Raw genomic sequence first — 16,676 nt, 5'->3', positions numbered from 1 at the left:
ATCGAGGTATTTATGTCTAATCAATCGGGCTTTACGTTATTTGAACTTATGATTGCCATTATTGTGATTGCTATCTTAACGGCTATTGGTGTGCCTGCATATCAAGGATATGTTAAAAAAGCTGCACTGACTGATATGCTGCAAACCATGACAACGTATAAAACGGCTGTCGAAATTTGTGCTGTTGAGCAAGGTAGTTTAGCCAATTGTAGCAATGGTAATAATGGAGTACCAGCAAGCCGAACATCTAACTATGTCACATCAATTACGGTCAATAACGGCGTGATTACCTTAGTTGGAACCAGTGCTTTAGCAGGGTTAACCACCACACTGACACCAACAATTAATGCCACGCATGGTAATTTAGATTGGAATCGCGTTTGCACCACATCGCCAGTCGATGCCAGTTTAACCAGTGCTTGTGAAGATATTTTCAAATTTTAGACTTCATCATTTAATCGTTAATGAATAAGGAAGCGTTATTATGCAAGAAGAACAGTTAATTGAAAGTATTGATAAATTGCTGCTTGAAGCATTAGATAAGCGCGCTTCAGATATTCATTTTGAACCTTATCAACACAGTTACCGTATTCGCATGCGCATTGATGGAGTTTTGCATGATATGTTATCGCCACCGCTTGCACTAGCCAAACAGATAACTGCCCGATTAAAAATTATGTCCAAGTTAAATATTGCTGAGCATCGATTGCCACAAGATGGGCAATTGGTTATTGACCGTTACACAATGCGTATGGCAACTTTACCCGTAATGAGTGGTGAAAAAATTGTCTTAAGAGTAATGGATAATCATGAATCTGAACTAACGATAAATGATTTGGGTTTAACTGACGCTGACCTTTTAACATTCAAGCAAATTTTGGACTACCCACAAGGATTGATTTTAGTTACCGGACCCACCGGCAGTGGTAAGACAGTTACATTATATAGCGGATTAAAACGGTTAAATAAAACTGAGCGTAATATTTGTAGTGTTGAAGACCCTATTGAAATTCCCCTTGAGGGCATTAATCAAACCGCTATCAACCTTAAGGCTGGTTTGACATTTGCTGTTGTATTACGAGCCTTATTACGACAAGATCCCGATGTGATGATGATAGGTGAAATTCGTGATCGTGAAACTGCCGAAATTGCTATTCAAGCTGCGCAGACAGGGCATTTAGTTCTATCAACTTTGCATACTAATTCGAGTGTCGAGGCAATAACTCGCTTAAATCAAATGGGTATTGAAAATTATCTACTTTCATCAAGTTTAAAATTAGTCATCGCCCAGCGGCTAGTACGAAAATTGTGTTCTCACTGCAAGGTGGTGGCAAGTGAACAGATTAAGTTAGACAACGAACAAGTGCCACATTATGTAGCTTCGGGCTGTCTAAAGTGTATTGGTGGATATAAAGGACGGGTTGGATTATACGAACTTTTAGTTATTACGCCTGACATGCAAAAACAAATATTAGCTAATCAAGTTGTTTTTCCGGCGAATATGACTTCGTTAAAAACGGCTGGGCAAAAATTAGTTAAACAAGGCATGACAACACTAGCTGAATTAAACCGTGTATTAGGTGATACGCAATGAAAAGGCTTTATTATTGGTATGATTTAGATTTTAACCAGCACAAAATCATTGCTAAATCTTCACAAGCTGTTAAACGGCAGTTATTGTCGCAAGGTAAAATCGCCATTAAAATTAAAGCAGGCAATATTATTACCGCACACAGTTTTAATCGTGCCGATCTGTTGATCATTACTAAACAATTAGCGACCATGTTAAAGGCTGGGTTATCCATCATTGATACATTACAGTTGCTTGCTCAAGAACAGACTAAACCGCACTGGCAATATCTGCTACTTGATATTAAACAGCAAATTGCTAAAGGTGAATTTTTATCTCAAGTATTACAGCAACATCACTCGGTGTTTTCTGTGCTGTATTGCGAGATTATTGCAACCGGAGAGCTAACAGGACAACTTGATGAAAGTTTTGCCCAGTTAGCATTATTACTTGAAAAATCAATTAACTTACAAAAAAGTCTAAAAAAAGCGATGCGTTATCCGCTGTTTTTATTATCTGTAGCGATGATCGTCAGTTTGGTGATGTTGTTATTTGTTTTGCCAAAATTTTCGGATATTTATCAGGATTTTGATGCCGAGTTGCCCGCTTTCACACAATCGGTTATCGATTTTTCTAATTATTTACAACAAAGTTGGTTAATTTGGTGCACAGTATTTTTTATCGGCTATTTTGGCTATCAACGCTATTTTAAAGTGCGCTATCGTCGTGAAATTGAAGCGATAGTAATCAAATGTCCCTTAATGGGGAAAGTGATTCAAACCAGTTGTTTAACCCAAATTTTTCAAACTATTGCAATTACCCAAAAGGCAGGCATACCGTTATTAACAGGTTTAGCCGCGGCAGGTAATACTACTTATTACAGTCTTTATCGTGATAGTATTTCGCAAATCATTGCTGGTATTGAGCAAGGCCATTCATTTAGTCATGTATTGCATCAACAATTACACTTTCCTAATTTATGTTCACAATTAATTCATGTGGGTGAACAGTCGGGCACGTTAGATTTAATGCTTGATAAGCTAGCAACCTATTATCAAGAGCAAAATCAGACCTTAACTGATAATTTATCGCAAGCTTTTGAACCATTGTTAATGCTTATATTAGCTTTGATTATTGGCTGTTTAATTGTAGCGATGTATTTGCCTATTTTTCAAATGGGTGAGGTGATTCACTAATGCTAATGTTTATGAACATCTGTTTGGGTCTTTGCATGGGGAGTTTTGTTTATGTTGCTTATTGCCGTTATTTGCCATCAATGTCCACATTTCAATATTTATACTGTATTAGCGTTCAGCGATCCGTTTGTCCACATTGTCATAATAAACTTAAGTTTTGGCAATTGTTGCCAGTTGTTTCTTGGTTTATCTTAAAAAGTCGTTGTTATAACTGTAATGCCAAGATTTCGTTACACTATGTTAGCGTTGAATTATTTGTCGCTGGTTTATTTACTATAATCTATGTCGATAAAGGTATGCATTTTCAAAGTTACATCTTAATGCTTCTTGGCTGCTATTTTTTATTGCTGGCGTTCATTGATTTTAAGTATTATTTATTACCTGATATGTTTACACAACCGTTGATGTGGGTAGGTGTTATGCTTGCCTATTTTAACATAATAAACCTTGAACTAGCAGATGCTTTACTGGGCATTTTTTTTGGGTATTTATTATTAAAAATACCTGCCACATTATTTTATTTAATCTCTAAAAAAGAGGGATTAGGCGGTGGGGATATCAAACTACTTGCGGCATTGGGAGCTTGGCTACCTTATACATTATTACCCCTATTGTTACTTTTCGCTTCGTTATTGGGGATTGTGTATTATCTTTTTTTGCGATATGCGCTCAATCAAAATCTTACAAAGATTATTCCATTTGGTCCTTTTTTATTAATATCGGGTTATGTGATCTATTATTATTTGTAGGGAAACGATGGCTGGTTTACATTTTATGATTAAAGTAACCTACTAAAAACTTATAAGGCGCTTTGTCGAAAATCGCTTAATCTTTTGTGTTTTGTGTTTTGTCTTTTGACTCGCTAACTATGTGCTAATTATGCTATATCGCCATTAAAGTACATATCACGCTTTCAGATTAGCCATTTATTTGAGAGTTGGCAGTTTTCGTGAATTTTTGATTGATACAATGGCCATCATACGTTATTCAACAAATAAACGTAGTGGAGTCTCAATTAATCACCAAACGGTATAGAATCCTGAATATTTTTTACAAAAGATAGAGCCTAAAATGTGAACAGATGTGTAAATACCCCATAGTGAGCACACTACTCATGTAGAAAAATACGCAGTCTGTTTTCGCGCTTTATATGCAATGGCATCAGCCATATTTAATGTCTATGAGGTCTTTTAGCGTTATAAATGGATGACCAATATAAAACAGTTAGCCCAATTGGGAACGGTGATTTTACTTTATACTATAAGGACTAGATCTTTCGTCTGAGAGTCGGTGTGATGCCTATTTATTACAACCGTTTCTTGAATTACTGTAAATAACACAAGTAATTCATGCATATGATTGTTACTTGAAATTGTTGTTAAAAAGTTTCAGGAAACCTTACGTTTCAGTCAATTTTTATTAATCAATATTGTGTTAAAAGTGCATAAAGTTATTATTTTGTTCAATCTATGCAACATATAACTAAAATTGATATCCATAGTAAAATTAGTTATTTTTATAAAAGTGGAAATCGCGTTATAGTACTAGCTAAATCAGTATGTTATGCTGTAAATCAGTCACTAATTAAGGAATCATTCATGATATCAAATAGTATTAATCAACTAAAAAGCGACATGATCGCGTGGCGCCATCATATTCATGCTCATCCCGAAACCGCTTTCGAAGAAGTTAACACCACCAAATTTATTATCGACAAACTGCAATCGTTTGGTATTACTGAATTATATACTGATTTTGCACCCACGGGCGTTGTTGGCATTATTAAAGGTAATCAAAAGGGGCGATGGATTGCGCTTCGGGCTGATATTGATGCATTAGATATTATTGAAGAAAATACTATCGATTATTGCTCAACCATGCATGGCAAAATGCATGCATGTGGTCATGATGGGCATACTGCTATGTTGCTCGGCACGGCTAAGTATCTGAGTGAACATCGTGATTTTGCGGGTACTGTTGTGGTTGTTTTTCAACCTGCTGAAGAAAACGAGGGCGGGGCACGCGTTATGGTTGAAAATGGTTTATTTGAACGATTTCCAATTGAAGCGGTGTATGGCATTCATAATCAGCCTAATATGGAATTAAATCACTTTTATATTAACCATGGCCCTATGATGGCTTCGTATGATGTTTTTGAAATCAAAATAACTGGTGTTGGTGCTCATGCAGCAGCTCCTCATTTGGGCAAAGATACTATACTAACTGTCACACAAATCGTTAATGGTTTACAAAGTATTGTCAGCCGTAATGCCGATCCTTTAAGTTCGTTAGTCGTTAGCGTAACGCAAATTCACAGCGGTGATACTTGGAATGTGTTACCGCAAGAAGCGGTAATTCGAGGCACGGTTAGAACATTTAGCGCCCAAGTGCAAGATATGGCTGAAAGTCGCATTAAACAAATAGCAACAGGTATTGCCACAACATTTGAAGCCAAGGCTGAAGTTGATTATCAACGCCGTTATCCAGCGACGATTAATTATGCTAAACAAGCCGATATTGCTATCACTGCAGCTAAAAAAATCGTCGGGCAAGATAACGTAATAATTGATCCTCTTCCTTCAATGGGGTCAGAAGATTTTGCTTTTATGCTGCAAAAAATACCGGGTGTGTACGTTTGGCTAGGCGCAGGTAAAGGAGCTAACTTACATAATCCAGCCTTTAACTTCAATGATGAAGTGTTAACAACTGGCGTAAGCTATTTTATTGAAATTGTTAACCAAGAACTTGCTAACTAAGTTAAAACGATAGGCAAAGACGGCTGGAATAAATGTGATGTTATTCCAGCTTGTTGGTCAAAAAATAATTAAAACGTCATCCGACTGTTGTCGTTTCCACAAACTCTAAATGGCGTATTTAAATCAATTCCATTATTCAATACGACTTGAACACAAACGCCATCTTTGTCATCAAGTTTTGCTGCGGCTAATACCAGTCCACCTTCTCGCCAACCACCAGTAAGTTTATATTCGAGTGTACTGCCAATTTTAGGAAGAACGTCACTAGTGCCTTTTATTACATACATTCCACGAGTGTTAGCACCGCGAAACTGTGCTCTAGCTACCATTTCTTGACCACAGTAGCAGCCTTTTTCAAAGCTAATTGCATCATAAGATTGTAAGTTACAGGCTTGCGGTAATAAAATTGCCATATTATTATCATCAATAATAGGATAACCCGCTTGCAAATCAAGTTTTAACCACTCACTGCATGGATTTAAATCACCCGCAATAGGTTCTGGCGTGACCATAATAACCCGCATTTCTGGTAAAGGTACTTTGATATAGGTGATGTTATTTTCAGTTAAACAGCTTATATCACTTAATTTTTCAGCGATTGCTGTGGGAATTGCATCACCGACCAAACCGATCATATTTAAATCTTGGACTGGTTCGATAGTCACTTTAGAAAAAACAGCATATTTTGCAAGTTCGGCAACTTGTTTTTTTACAACGCTTTTACGCTCAATATAGTAAATATCGTTACCGCGTTGAAATAACAGTAAAGTACTCCACATTTTGCCTTTATTGTCGCAATGAGCGGCATAGAGCGTTGATTGTTCTGAAAGTCGGTTAATGTCATTGGTTATTTGCCCTTGCAGAAAAATACGGTTATCCTCGCCAGTAACTTTAACTAATTGCCAGTCCGCAAGTGAGGTTGGTTTAGATGAAATATTGCTCATATTGGTACCTTTGGGTAATGAAGAATTCTAGTACTGTTATGACTAGAAATACTTAGGTGCTGAGTGTATATAAAAAATAAAAAAATAACAATAAAATCAATCAGCAATATTTAAATAAAATTGATAGGTTATGGATATCATTCATAATATTTCAAAAATTAATATTGTGAGTGTTCAATATTATTTGTAATGAACTTAGCTAATTGACTTTATTGATTTTGCTTACAAGTTGATGCAAAATGATTCACAAAATGACAAATCAGTTACATTGGAGGCAACAACCATGGCAAAACTGTCAGGCGCAGAGATGGTTATTCAATCTTTGATTGACCAAGGAGTAAAACAGATATTTGGTTATCCCGGTGGTAGTGTTCTTGATATTTATGATGCTATTCATACGATAGGTGGCATTGAACATATTTTAGTTCGTCATGAACAAGCTGCCGTGCATATGGCTGATGGTTATGCCAGAGCAACAGGCGATGTTGGCGTTGTTTTGGTGACATCAGGCCCAGGGGCAACTAACACCATTACTGGTATTGCAACAGCTTATATGGATTCTGTACCGCTGGTTATATTGTCTGGACAAGTTGCCAGTAATCTCATTGGTAACGATGCATTCCAAGAATGTGACATGATAGGCATTTCTCGCCCAATTGTTAAACACAGTTTTTTAGTTAAAGACAGTAAAGATATTCCAGAAACCATCAAAAAAGCGTTTTATATCGCCTCGACAGGTAGACCAGGGCCAGTAGTGATTGATTTACCAAAAGATATTGTCAATCCTGCTAACAAATATAATTATCACTACCCAAAATCTGTTTTAATGCGATCATATAATCCAACTATTCAAGGCCATAAAAAGCAGATCAAAAAAGCCCTAACCACATTATTAGTTGCTAAAAAGCCAGTATTGTTTATTGGTGGTGGTGTAATTGCTGCCGACGCAAGTAGCGAAATTAAAGCACTTGCAGAAAAACTCAATCTACCTGTTGCTTCAACATTAATGGGCATTAGCGCCTTTCCGGGGACCGACAAACATTACCTTGGCATGATTGGTATGCATGGGGTTTATGAAGCCAATATGGCTATGCATAATGCTGATGTGATTTTTGCAATCGGTGCGCGCTTTGATGATCGAACCACCAACAATGTTGAAAAATATTGTCCAAAAGCCAAAATTATTCATGTTGATATTGATCCAACTTCAATTTCTAAAACCATTTTATCTTCAATTCCGGTAGTGGGTGATGCCAAGGTGGTTCTTGAAACTATGTTGTCAATGTTAGATGAGTCCTTAGCCGAACGAGATCTCGATGCGTTGATCGATTGGTGGAAGCAGATCGAACATTGGCGAGCTCGTCACTGTTTGGCTTATCGTCATGACGGTGAAAGCATCAAACCGCAAGAAGCCATTGAAGTATTATACAAATTGACCAAAGGAGATGCCTTTGTGGCAACCGATGTGGGGCAACATCAAATGTTCACGGCACTTTATTACCCATTTGACAAACCACGTCACTTTATTACATCGGGTGGACTTGGCACCATGGGATTTGGCTTGCCAGCAGCGCTTGGAGTTAAATTAGCATTCCCTAAAAAAACCGTTGTGTGCGTAACAGGTGATGGCAGTATTCAAATGAATATTCAAGAGCTATCAACCGCATTGCAATATGGCTTGCCCGTACTGGTGTTAAATTTAAACAACCGTTTTTTAGGCATGGTTAAGCAGTGGCAAGATATGATTTATGCAGGCCGGCATTCCAGCTCTTATATGGAATCTTTACCCGATTTTGCCAAAATAGCAGAAGCTTATGGCCATGTTGGAATGGTTATAACCAAGCGTGAAGAACTTGAACCAAAACTAAAACAAGCATTAGCCATTAAAAATCGTTTGGTTTTTGTCGATGTTATGACCGATGCTACTGAACATGTGTACCCAATGCAAGTACGAGGTGGCGCAATGAACGAAATGTGGCTTAGTAAAACGGAGAGAACCTAATGCGTTATATATTATCAATTTTAACCGAAAACGAACCCGGCGCATTATCAAGAATAATTGGCTTATTTTCACAACGTGGTTTTAATATTGAAACAATTACCACTGCGCAAACTGAAGACCCAACTATGCATCGTATGACAATACAAACGACGGGTGATGAGCATGTGCTTGAACAGATCCAAAAACAGTTGCATAAATTGGTTAATGTTTATCGCGTGCATGATTTAACTGAAGGGCCACATGTAGAGCGTGAAATCATGCTAGTAAAAGTTGCCGCAAAAGGTTCTGATGCGCGTGATGAAGTAAAACGTTGTGCCGATATTTTTAGGGGATCGATTGTCGATGTGACTGCAACACATTACATCGTACAATTATCGGGTACGAGTGAAAAACTAGATTCATTTTTAGCTTCAATTCGCGAAACTTGTAATATTATCGAAACTGTACGCTCTGGGATTATTGGTTTATCACGTAGTGAAAAAACAGTTAAATAGCGATATTCATTATTAGCATTTTTAATAACATTAAGGCGCACAATGCGCCTTAATGTTAGGGGCTGTTGATCTTTTCTGTACATAAATTACTCAACAATACATTGGCAGCCACATTAACATAAATGCCAGTGATACCATACTGGCATAATTCCTTTCTAACTTATCGTATCTAGTTGATATTGAACGATATTGCTTGATTCTAGCAAAGGCATTCTCGACTAAATGACGATAGCGATAAAGGCACCTATCCATACTGCTTTTATCTATATCCTTACCATAATTACGTTTAGCAATCACCGTTCGTCCGCCTTTTTGACGAACAAAGCACCGAAAAGGCTCGCTGTCATAACCTTTATCGGCTATCACTGTATTCACTTCATCGAGCTTTTCAACTAGGTTTTCTGCATAAGTGATATCATGTCGTTGTCCTTCAGAAAGCTCAAAACAAATAGGCAAACCACCACTATCAACCGCAAGATGAATTTTAGTTGAATGACCACCACAGCTCTGACCTATTTGCTCGGAATGCTCCGTTGCAGCGCCTGTACTATGTTGATGAGCCCTGATAATCGAGCCATCTAGGAACACCCATTCAAAATCCGCTAGTTGTGATAAATGTTTGAAAATATCAACTAATATTCCTTTTTTAGACCACAAATTAAATCGCCTATAGACGGTGCTCCATCCACCAAACTCTTCTGGCAAATCTCGCCAAGGAATACCGGTTCTCATTCGGAAAAGGCTCCCTTCAAACGTCATCCGATGCTCGGATTTATTATAAACTCGGCCGGTATTTTTCATTATTTGTAGTAGCTTTTCCCACCGTTTATCTGTTAGCATTGTTCTTGGCATGATGAATCGAGTTATGATTGTTTTTTGCAGAATTATTATAACTCACATCATGCCGTCTAAAAAATAACCACTAGAGATCAACACGCCCTATTAAAAATAGTAGAAAAAAATAATATAAGGAAAAATAGTAAAATGGAGTTTTATTGGTTAATTAAGATTTTTTTGATAGGCCTTGCTATATTTTCTTGGGTTAGTTATAGCTCAAAAAGACATACAAATAAGAAAAATTTAAAGGATGTCATTAATGATCGCATATCAATAAGAAAATTAACCGAAAACGAATTTGATCTTTTAAAACCTTATCTGAATAATAAATGGTTAGTATTTCCGTATAAATATCAATCATCATTAATTGATTTAGAGGTATCAAAGATAGCAGGAAACTGTGTCTGCCATAGTTTATATACGAATACTGAAGAAACCTCTTTTTATTATGAGATTGATGGGATTGAACTCTTTTCCCTTATAACATGTACCTCCATATTTCAGATTTTAACGTTGCAGAAGTCGTTTTTACCGAGAAATATGCATTTGTGGTTAAAATCAATGATTATGATCTAAAAACTGCCGCTCCATTCGTATCACCAATTTTTGTTAGTCTTGCTGTTGTTATGATTATGGCTTTAGTCTCGATTTTAAATGGCGTTGCAATTTGTTACAAATTGTTGGCTAATCATCGACGCAAGAATAAAATTTTAGGTATATATAAAAATCGAATAATATGATGACTATTTGTAACTTATTTACAGCAAAACGAAGGCTTTATCGAAGAATGATAACTAAACCATTTGTATAGGATTGATTTAGGCTATGTTATTTGATAAAGCCGTAAGAATTTCGGTTTTATATGCTATTTATTGCTTTTAGTGCATAAGCAATTAGGTTATAGAAACAAATTCACATCCAAAAACAGTCAGAAAGATTATTGATTTTATTTTATTTTTTTTATTTACTAAAAACACACCAATTTGTTTAAGGTAACTGTAGCTATATTATCACCAAAGTAAAAACGTCCAAAAATCACCACACCTAGTTTAATTCATCCAACGATTTAGCCATCAAACAATTTTATAAAAATGTGGCATAGAACATGAGCTTCGGATTTATGTGTCATAGTAAAAAGAGAAAAATCATTACTATAATTATGGTCAATTCTTCAATTGCTTAGGAAATATTATGACAGCATATATTAATGCAAAGAAAAATGATTTTGCACAAACCGTTATTATGCCAGGTGATCCTTTGCGAACAAATTTATTTCCGAAACTTATTTAACAGATGCAAAGCAAATTTGTAATGTACGTAACATGTTAGGTTATACTGGAATATATAACGGTATTCCAGTTTCAGTCATGGGGCACGGAATGGGGATTCCGTCAATTACGCTTTATGAGCATCAATTAATCAATGACTTTAATGTAAAGCGTATTATTCGTATCGGTGGTTTAGGTGCAACACAGCACAGCGTAAAAATGCGTGATGTTATTTTAGCGGTTGCTGCTGGTACTGATTCAATGACTAATCAAAAAAGAGCAAATGGTTATAACATTGCTACTCCTGCTAGTTTTTCTTTATTACACAATGATTATGAAACTGCCAAAATTATGAATATTCCTGTTAAAGATGGCAATGTCTTTAATGATGAGCTTAATTATGATCCTGATGAATCGTTAATTAGCAATTTAGAAAGATCAGGTGTTTTAGGCATCGATATAGAGGTGGCTGGTTTATATGGTATTGCTCAACAATTCAATATTGAGTCTTTAGCCATTTTAACTGTTTCTAACCACTGCCTAACTGGTAAAGAAACCTCTGCTGAAGAGAGATAACTAACATTTAACAATATGATTAAACTAGCCTTACAGGTTGCCATAAAATCATAAAATATCATGCTAAATCATTTTTCAGGATAATATTATGAAAAATAAGCTATCACTCACATTAATTAGCTTTCTGGCTAATTTTATTATAGCTGGTTTTACCAGCCAATTTGGTATGTTAATAAAACCGATTGCACAATGTTTTAATGCTGATGTCAATAAAGTTGCATTTATCTTTTCTTTACTTAATGGTGGTGCTACTGATTAAGGCGGGGCAATCTGACTTCTTTAGCTTGTTATGCATGGTCAGACGACTGACCACAAAACGTGTAGCCAACTTGGTGAGAGTATTTTTTCTTTATGATTTAGGGTTATTTCTCTTGCCAGTGATAAAGTATTAGTTTTTTTATCCCTATCTATTACTGTTGTTGCTTAATTTACTGTAAATGCTGCGAGTTTTTCGCGCAATATGGTCAAAAAATATAATATAGGTTGATTATGTAAATGATAATCATTATCATTATGTTGTTATTTTTGTTTTAATTAATAAAGTAAAATAATAAACGATAGGGTGAACAAATAATGAAATTAGTGAATCAATTAGCTATATTAGGGGTATTGAGCACAACATCGGCTATTGTTGGTGCACAAGAAAAATTTAATGAGGATACTAATATCGAGACGATGAAAGTTTTTGCTAACATTAAGGATAATAATGATCAGCGGATAAAAAAATCATCAACAGCAACAAAAATGCCTTTTGATATAAAAGATATTCCTCAAACGATTAATTCTGTTAACCTTGAGCAACAAAAAATTTACGGGCAAAATGATCTCAATGTGATAGTCAATAAATTGCCAGGCGTTGATACAACTTATGACATGCGAGATGAGGGTATAAAACTCCGTGGTTTTTCAGCAAGTTCTGGTGATATTTATCGTGATGGTGCCCGTGCAAGTGGGCAAGTTAGGCAAAGTACCGCAAACATAGAGCGGATTGAAGTGTTAAAAGGCCCTGCATCTGTGCTTTATGGACGTGGATCGGGTGGTGGAATCATTAATATGATTAGTAAACAAGCTAATTTTGATTCGCCTTCGATTTTAAGCTTACGTAGCGGTTCGTGGGATAAGTATGGTGGTATGGTGGATATCAATCAGGTTTTACATGATAAACTTGCGATGCGAATGACTGTTGATCATCAATCAGATAGAAGTTTTCGTAAAGGCATTAAACAAAGGGATACAATGGTCTCACCAAGTATACTTTATGATAATTTAGATGGATTTAATTGGTTAGTTCAATATACTCATGATAATTTGTGGCGTAAGCCTGATAGAGCACCGGCTTATTATGATTTACCTAAAGGCGTATCGATTAAAACGGCCTATGCTCATCCTGATGATTATGTGAAAGATAATTATCGTTCATTACGTTCTGTAATGGGATATGAATTCAACCATGACTGGTCTATCAAATTAACCAATCAATACCGTCAAGCGTCTCAAAATTTTGATCATATTTATGCAGGTAATTATTGTCATTTAAATGGCAAACTGAATAATGGTAAAGATTGTCATCATCAAGGTAAATTACAATTTCGCCGAGCTTGGCAAGAAACTGCTAATAAGACATATAGTAACACAGCTGATTTAATGGGTAAATTTAATACTGCAAGTATTGTTCATGATATGCTTATTGGTATTGAATATAACATTGAAAAGCGCCAACCAAGATTAGCCTTAACTAGCGTTTATCCAGAAGTGGTTGATCCGTTTTATCCGCATTGGCATTCCAAAAAGCCTCATTATAGTAAATTGAATACTAAAACTAATCATAAAGCCACATCAAAAGGATTTTATTGGCAAGACTTAATTAGTTTTACAGCACAATGGAAATTATTAGCAGGATTACGTTACGATAATTATAATTTTGCATCAAATGACAAATTAAAACATCAAAACCGTTCATATGATGGGCACTCGTTAAGTCCTCGAGTTGGTTTAATTTGGCAACCTGTGGAATCGCAGCGCTTTTATGCTTCTTATAGTAAAAATTTTGCACCTTATGGAGGACGAGGCCTTATTACAATTTCGACTGACTCAAAAACAGTTTATGATGATAAACCGCAATATTCGCGTCAATATGAAGTTGGAATTAAAAGTGATTGGCTAGATGATAAGCTTTCCTCTCAAATCGCCCTTTATGATCTTGAACTATACAATGTTCGTTACCAGCCGGATGCAGTTAATGATCCTTATAATTGGCAGGTAAAAGGGAGTGATCGTAGCCAAGGCATTGAGTTAAGCGCTATTGGTCAGCTGGCATCAAAATGGTACATTAATAGTGGTATTGGTTATCAACAAGCCAAAGTCCATAAAGATAAAAAAACGCCGGCCAATCAGGACAAATATTTACCTAATACAGCTAAGCATAGTGGTTATTTAAGCGTTCGTTATTTACCTTACGATAATTGGTTTACTGAAGTGGAACTTAATTATAAAGGATCGATGTATAACGATGATAAGAACCAAATTAAACGCCCAGGTTATACTGTATGGAATGCTGCGGTTGGTTATCAATCTCGCTATTTTGATGTAACTTTAGCATTTACTAATTTACTAGGTAAAGAGTATTGGCGTTCAAGTAGTATGCCGGGTACACCTAGAGCCTTTTTGTTGACCGCTAGTTATAAACTGTAAGGTGATATAAAGACAAATGCTGAATGAATTAAGGGTAAGTCATGATTGGCAAGCTAATCTAGCTTATTTATTCAGCATTTTGTTAATAAATTCAGGTGTTTTAATCTTAAAAAATAAGTTTATAGAGTTTTTTTATATTAGTTGAGAGACTGAAAATTTAATATCGAATGTTGACGATGATAATCAAGCAGTTAAATTGCTATGTAAGAGATTTGAGTGAATTCAACATCGTATTTGATGCTAATTTTATTTTTGCTGCTTTTAATGCTGTTTTAGTAATAAAACTTATTTAATTATTTAATATTAAAGCAATCGGTCTTTTAAGATGACATAAAATACAAAAAAAGCAAAGGCAGATGTAGAATTTAACTCAAAAGTTTAACAAGTTGTCACCGATATAATAAGTAAGATTGATTAAAAAGAATAAGTCGATTTAGATGGATATAACAAAATTCTACGTGCCTTATTAAAAAGTCACGTTTTAAAAAATAAGAATAAATTTGGTGACATTCTTTTAAAAGAATTAGTTAAAGCTAATTATTCAATTGTGAGACAAGGCAGATTCTGCTATACTACATTCCCGTCTGATTCTTGTATGTTGTATTGGTTTTTATGCTTGAAAATCGGTGCAATATTGTTCTAATAAATTAATAATGGTCTGGTATTAATGGTCACGAATTATATTTTTGTTACAGGCGGTGTCGTTTCTTCTCTTGGTAAAGGCATTGCCGCAGCATCTCTTGCTGCAATTTTAGAAGCCCGCAATTTAAAAGTCACCATGCTCAAGCTTGATCCCTACATTAATGTCGATCCGGGCACAATGAGTCCTATTCAACATGGTGAAGTGTTTGTGACTGAAGATGGTGCTGAAACCGATCTTGATTTGGGTCATTATGAACGTTTCATTCGCACAAAAATGACGCGAAAAAATAATTTCACTACAGGTCGCATCTATTCTGATGTGTTACGCAAAGAACGCCGTGGCGATTATTTAGGGGCAACGGTTCAAGTTATTCCTCATATCACTAATGCAATTAAATCACGCGTGATTGATGGGGCAAAAGGTTTTGATGTTGCCATTGTTGAAATTGGTGGTACAGTAGGTGATATTGAATCTCTTCCATTTTTAGAAGCGATCCGTCAATTAGCCGTGGATGTGGGTCGTGAGCACACGTTATTTATGCATTTAACGCTAGTACCTTATTTAGCGTCTGCTGGTGAAGTGAAAACAAAACCAACACAGCATTCAGTAAAAGAGTTACTGTCAATTGGTATTCAACCTGATGTCTTAATCTGCCGTTCTGATCGCATTATTCCTGCTCATGAACGTGCCAAAATTGCGCTATTTTGTAATGTGCCTGAGCGTGCAGTTATTTCGCTTAAAGATGTCGATTCTATTTACAAAATACCTGCGTTATTAAAATCGCAAAACTTAGATACCTTCGTTTGCAAACGATTTAATCTTGAATGTAAAGAAGCCGATTTATCGCAATGGGAACAAGTGATTTATGAAGAAGCCAACCCAGTGGGTGAAGTAACCATTGGTATGGTGGGTAAATATATTGCTTTACCCGATGCTTATAAATCGGTGAATGAAGCGTTAAAACACGGGGGATTAAAAAATCGTTTAACAGTGCACATTCGTTATATTGATTCAGAAGATCTTGAATCGCGTGGCACAGAATTACTTCAAGGCTTAGATGCGATCTTAATTCCAGGTGGATTTGGTTATCGTGGTGTTGAAGGTAAAATTATGGCAGCTCGCTATGCGCGCGAAAACAAAATCCCATATTTAGGTATTTGCCTTGGCTTACAAGTAGCTATGATTGAATATGCGCGTAATGTTGCAGGTATTAAAGATGCTAACTCAACCGAATTTGTTAAAGACTGTGCCAGCCCAATCATTGCTTTAATCACAGAATGGAGTGATGAATCCGGCAATGTGGTACAACGTAATGAAAATAGTGATTTAGGTGGCACAATGCGTTTAGGTTCGCAAGTTTGCCATTTAGAACCAAATTCATTAGTATACGGTATGTATAAAAATGAATCGATTACTGAGCGTCATCGGCATCGTTACGAAGTAAACAACAATTTATTACCTGAAGTGGTTAAAGCTGGGTTAAAAGTGACAGGTCTTTCAACGGATAGAAAGCTGGTCGAAATTATCGAAATTCCAGATCACCCATGGTTTGTTGCGTGTCAGTTCCATCCGGAATTCACATCAACACCGCGTGATGGGCACCCACTATTTAGTAGTTTTATTAAAGCTGCCAAAGATTATCAAGAGCAGCAACAAAAATAGTTTTGAATTAACATTTGTAATATATCTGTCATATAGA

11 protein-coding genes and 2 pseudogenes are annotated in these 16,676 nt (G+C 36.0%); 11 read left to right on the top strand and 2 right to left on the bottom strand.

Features of this window, described 5'->3' with window-relative positions:
• Positions 1-12 precede the first annotated feature (12 nt).
• From ppdD to GYY69_RS07550, 5 genes are all read left to right on the top strand, one after another.
• Positions 13-444: a prepilin peptidase-dependent pilin gene (gene ppdD, locus GYY69_RS07570; RefSeq protein ID WP_065638689.1), complete on the top strand. Its 432-nt coding sequence runs from the start codon at positions 13-15 to the stop codon at positions 442-444.
• 40 nt (positions 445-484) lie between these two features.
• Positions 485-1,594 carry an ATPase, T2SS/T4P/T4SS family gene (locus GYY69_RS07565; protein WP_174797124.1) on the top strand — a complete coding sequence of 370 codons (1,110 nt, stop codon included), beginning with the start codon at positions 485-487 and terminating at the stop codon, positions 1,592-1,594.
• Positions 1,591-2,766 carry a protein transport protein HofC gene (gene hofC, locus GYY69_RS07560; RefSeq protein WP_174797123.1) on the top strand — a complete coding sequence of 392 codons (1,176 nt, stop codon included), beginning with the start codon at positions 1,591-1,593 and terminating at the stop codon, positions 2,764-2,766. Before GYY69_RS07565 ends, hofC begins: the two co-directional genes overlap by 4 nt.
• Positions 2,766-3,515 carry a prepilin peptidase gene (locus GYY69_RS07555; RefSeq protein WP_174797122.1) on the top strand — a complete coding sequence of 250 codons (750 nt, stop codon included), beginning with the start codon at positions 2,766-2,768 and terminating at the stop codon, positions 3,513-3,515. Before hofC ends, GYY69_RS07555 begins: the two co-directional genes overlap by 1 nt.
• Before the next feature lie 849 nt (positions 3,516-4,364).
• Positions 4,365-5,522 (top strand): M20 aminoacylase family protein, encoded by a 1,158-nt coding sequence (locus tag GYY69_RS07550; RefSeq protein ID WP_174797121.1) that lies wholly within the window; start codon positions 4,365-4,367, stop codon positions 5,520-5,522.
• A 68-nt stretch (positions 5,523-5,590) separates the two neighbouring features.
• Here the strand turns inward: GYY69_RS07550 and ygfZ are convergent, their stop codons facing one another.
• Positions 5,591-6,466, bottom strand: coding sequence for a tRNA-modifying protein YgfZ (ygfZ, locus tag GYY69_RS07545; protein ID WP_174797120.1), 876 nt, complete (start codon positions 6,464-6,466; stop codon positions 5,591-5,593).
• Positions 6,467-6,749: 283 nt separating this feature from the next.
• Here ygfZ and ilvI point away from each other — a divergent pair, with 283 nt between their 5' ends.
• Together ilvI and ilvN are read left to right on the top strand one after the other, a co-directional pair.
• Positions 6,750-8,468: an acetolactate synthase 3 large subunit gene (ilvI, locus tag GYY69_RS07540; protein WP_174797119.1), complete on the top strand. Its 1,719-nt coding sequence runs from the start codon at positions 6,750-6,752 to the stop codon at positions 8,466-8,468.
• Positions 8,468-8,962, top strand: a complete 495-nt coding sequence (ilvN, locus tag GYY69_RS07535; protein ID WP_174797118.1) for an acetolactate synthase small subunit — start codon at positions 8,468-8,470, stop codon at positions 8,960-8,962. Before ilvI ends, ilvN begins: the two co-directional genes overlap by 1 nt.
• A 90-nt stretch (positions 8,963-9,052) precedes the next feature.
• On the opposite strand, the gene GYY69_RS07530 is transcribed toward ilvN, so the two are convergent.
• Positions 9,053-9,814 (bottom strand): IS5 family transposase, encoded by a 762-nt coding sequence (locus GYY69_RS07530; RefSeq protein ID WP_174797117.1) that lies wholly within the window; start codon positions 9,812-9,814, stop codon positions 9,053-9,055.
• Positions 9,815-10,990: 1,176 nt separating this feature from the next.
• Here GYY69_RS07530 and deoD point away from each other — a divergent pair.
• From deoD to pyrG, 4 genes and pseudogenes are all read left to right on the top strand, one after another.
• A pseudogene (deoD, locus tag GYY69_RS07525) lies at positions 10,991-11,643 on the top strand (purine-nucleoside phosphorylase).
• 88 nt (positions 11,644-11,731) lie between these two features.
• Positions 11,732-11,893 (top strand): annotated as a pseudogene (locus tag GYY69_RS07520) (MFS transporter TsgA); the annotation flags it as partial.
• 323 nt (positions 11,894-12,216) lie between these two features.
• Positions 12,217-14,334 carry a TonB-dependent receptor gene (locus GYY69_RS07515; protein WP_174797116.1) on the top strand — a complete coding sequence of 706 codons (2,118 nt, stop codon included), beginning with the start codon at positions 12,217-12,219 and terminating at the stop codon, positions 14,332-14,334.
• Positions 14,335-15,001: 667 nt separating this feature from the next.
• Positions 15,002-16,639 carry a glutamine hydrolyzing CTP synthase gene (pyrG, locus tag GYY69_RS07510; protein WP_174797115.1) on the top strand — a complete coding sequence of 546 codons (1,638 nt, stop codon included), beginning with the start codon at positions 15,002-15,004 and terminating at the stop codon, positions 16,637-16,639.
• Positions 16,640-16,676 lie beyond the last annotated feature (37 nt).

Origin of the sequence: Gilliamella sp. ESL0250 (genome assembly GCF_013345045.1) — a bacterium.
Taxonomy (GTDB): domain Bacteria; phylum Pseudomonadota; class Gammaproteobacteria; order Enterobacterales; family Orbaceae; genus Gilliamella; species Gilliamella apicola_H.
The sequence above is the reverse complement of the archived record's forward strand: the minus strand, read 5'-3'. Positions and strand labels throughout refer to the sequence as shown.

What these genes read in the sequence shown, in the direction of transcription:
- GYY69_RS07530 (WP_174797117.1), bottom strand. Translation starts at nt 9,814, where the DNA reads ATGCCAAGAACAATGCTAACAGATAAACGGTGGGAAAAGCTACTACAA.
- ppdD (WP_065638689.1), top strand. Translation starts at nt 13, where the DNA reads ATGTCTAATCAATCGGGCTTTACGTTATTTGAACTTATGATTGCCATT.
- ilvN (WP_174797118.1), top strand. Translation starts at nt 8,468, where the DNA reads ATGCGTTATATATTATCAATTTTAACCGAAAACGAACCCGGCGCATTA.
- GYY69_RS07555 (WP_174797122.1), top strand. Translation starts at nt 2,766, where the DNA reads ATGCTAATGTTTATGAACATCTGTTTGGGTCTTTGCATGGGGAGTTTT.
- GYY69_RS07565 (WP_174797124.1), top strand. Translation starts at nt 485, where the DNA reads ATGCAAGAAGAACAGTTAATTGAAAGTATTGATAAATTGCTGCTTGAA.
- GYY69_RS07515 (WP_174797116.1), top strand. Translation starts at nt 12,217, where the DNA reads ATGAAATTAGTGAATCAATTAGCTATATTAGGGGTATTGAGCACAACA.
- pyrG (WP_174797115.1), top strand. Translation starts at nt 15,002, where the DNA reads ATGGTCACGAATTATATTTTTGTTACAGGCGGTGTCGTTTCTTCTCTT.
- ygfZ (WP_174797120.1), bottom strand. Translation starts at nt 6,466, where the DNA reads ATGAGCAATATTTCATCTAAACCAACCTCACTTGCGGACTGGCAATTA.
- hofC (WP_174797123.1), top strand. Translation starts at nt 1,591, where the DNA reads ATGAAAAGGCTTTATTATTGGTATGATTTAGATTTTAACCAGCACAAA.
- ilvI (WP_174797119.1), top strand. Translation starts at nt 6,750, where the DNA reads ATGGCAAAACTGTCAGGCGCAGAGATGGTTATTCAATCTTTGATTGAC.
- GYY69_RS07550 (WP_174797121.1), top strand. Translation starts at nt 4,365, where the DNA reads ATGATATCAAATAGTATTAATCAACTAAAAAGCGACATGATCGCGTGG.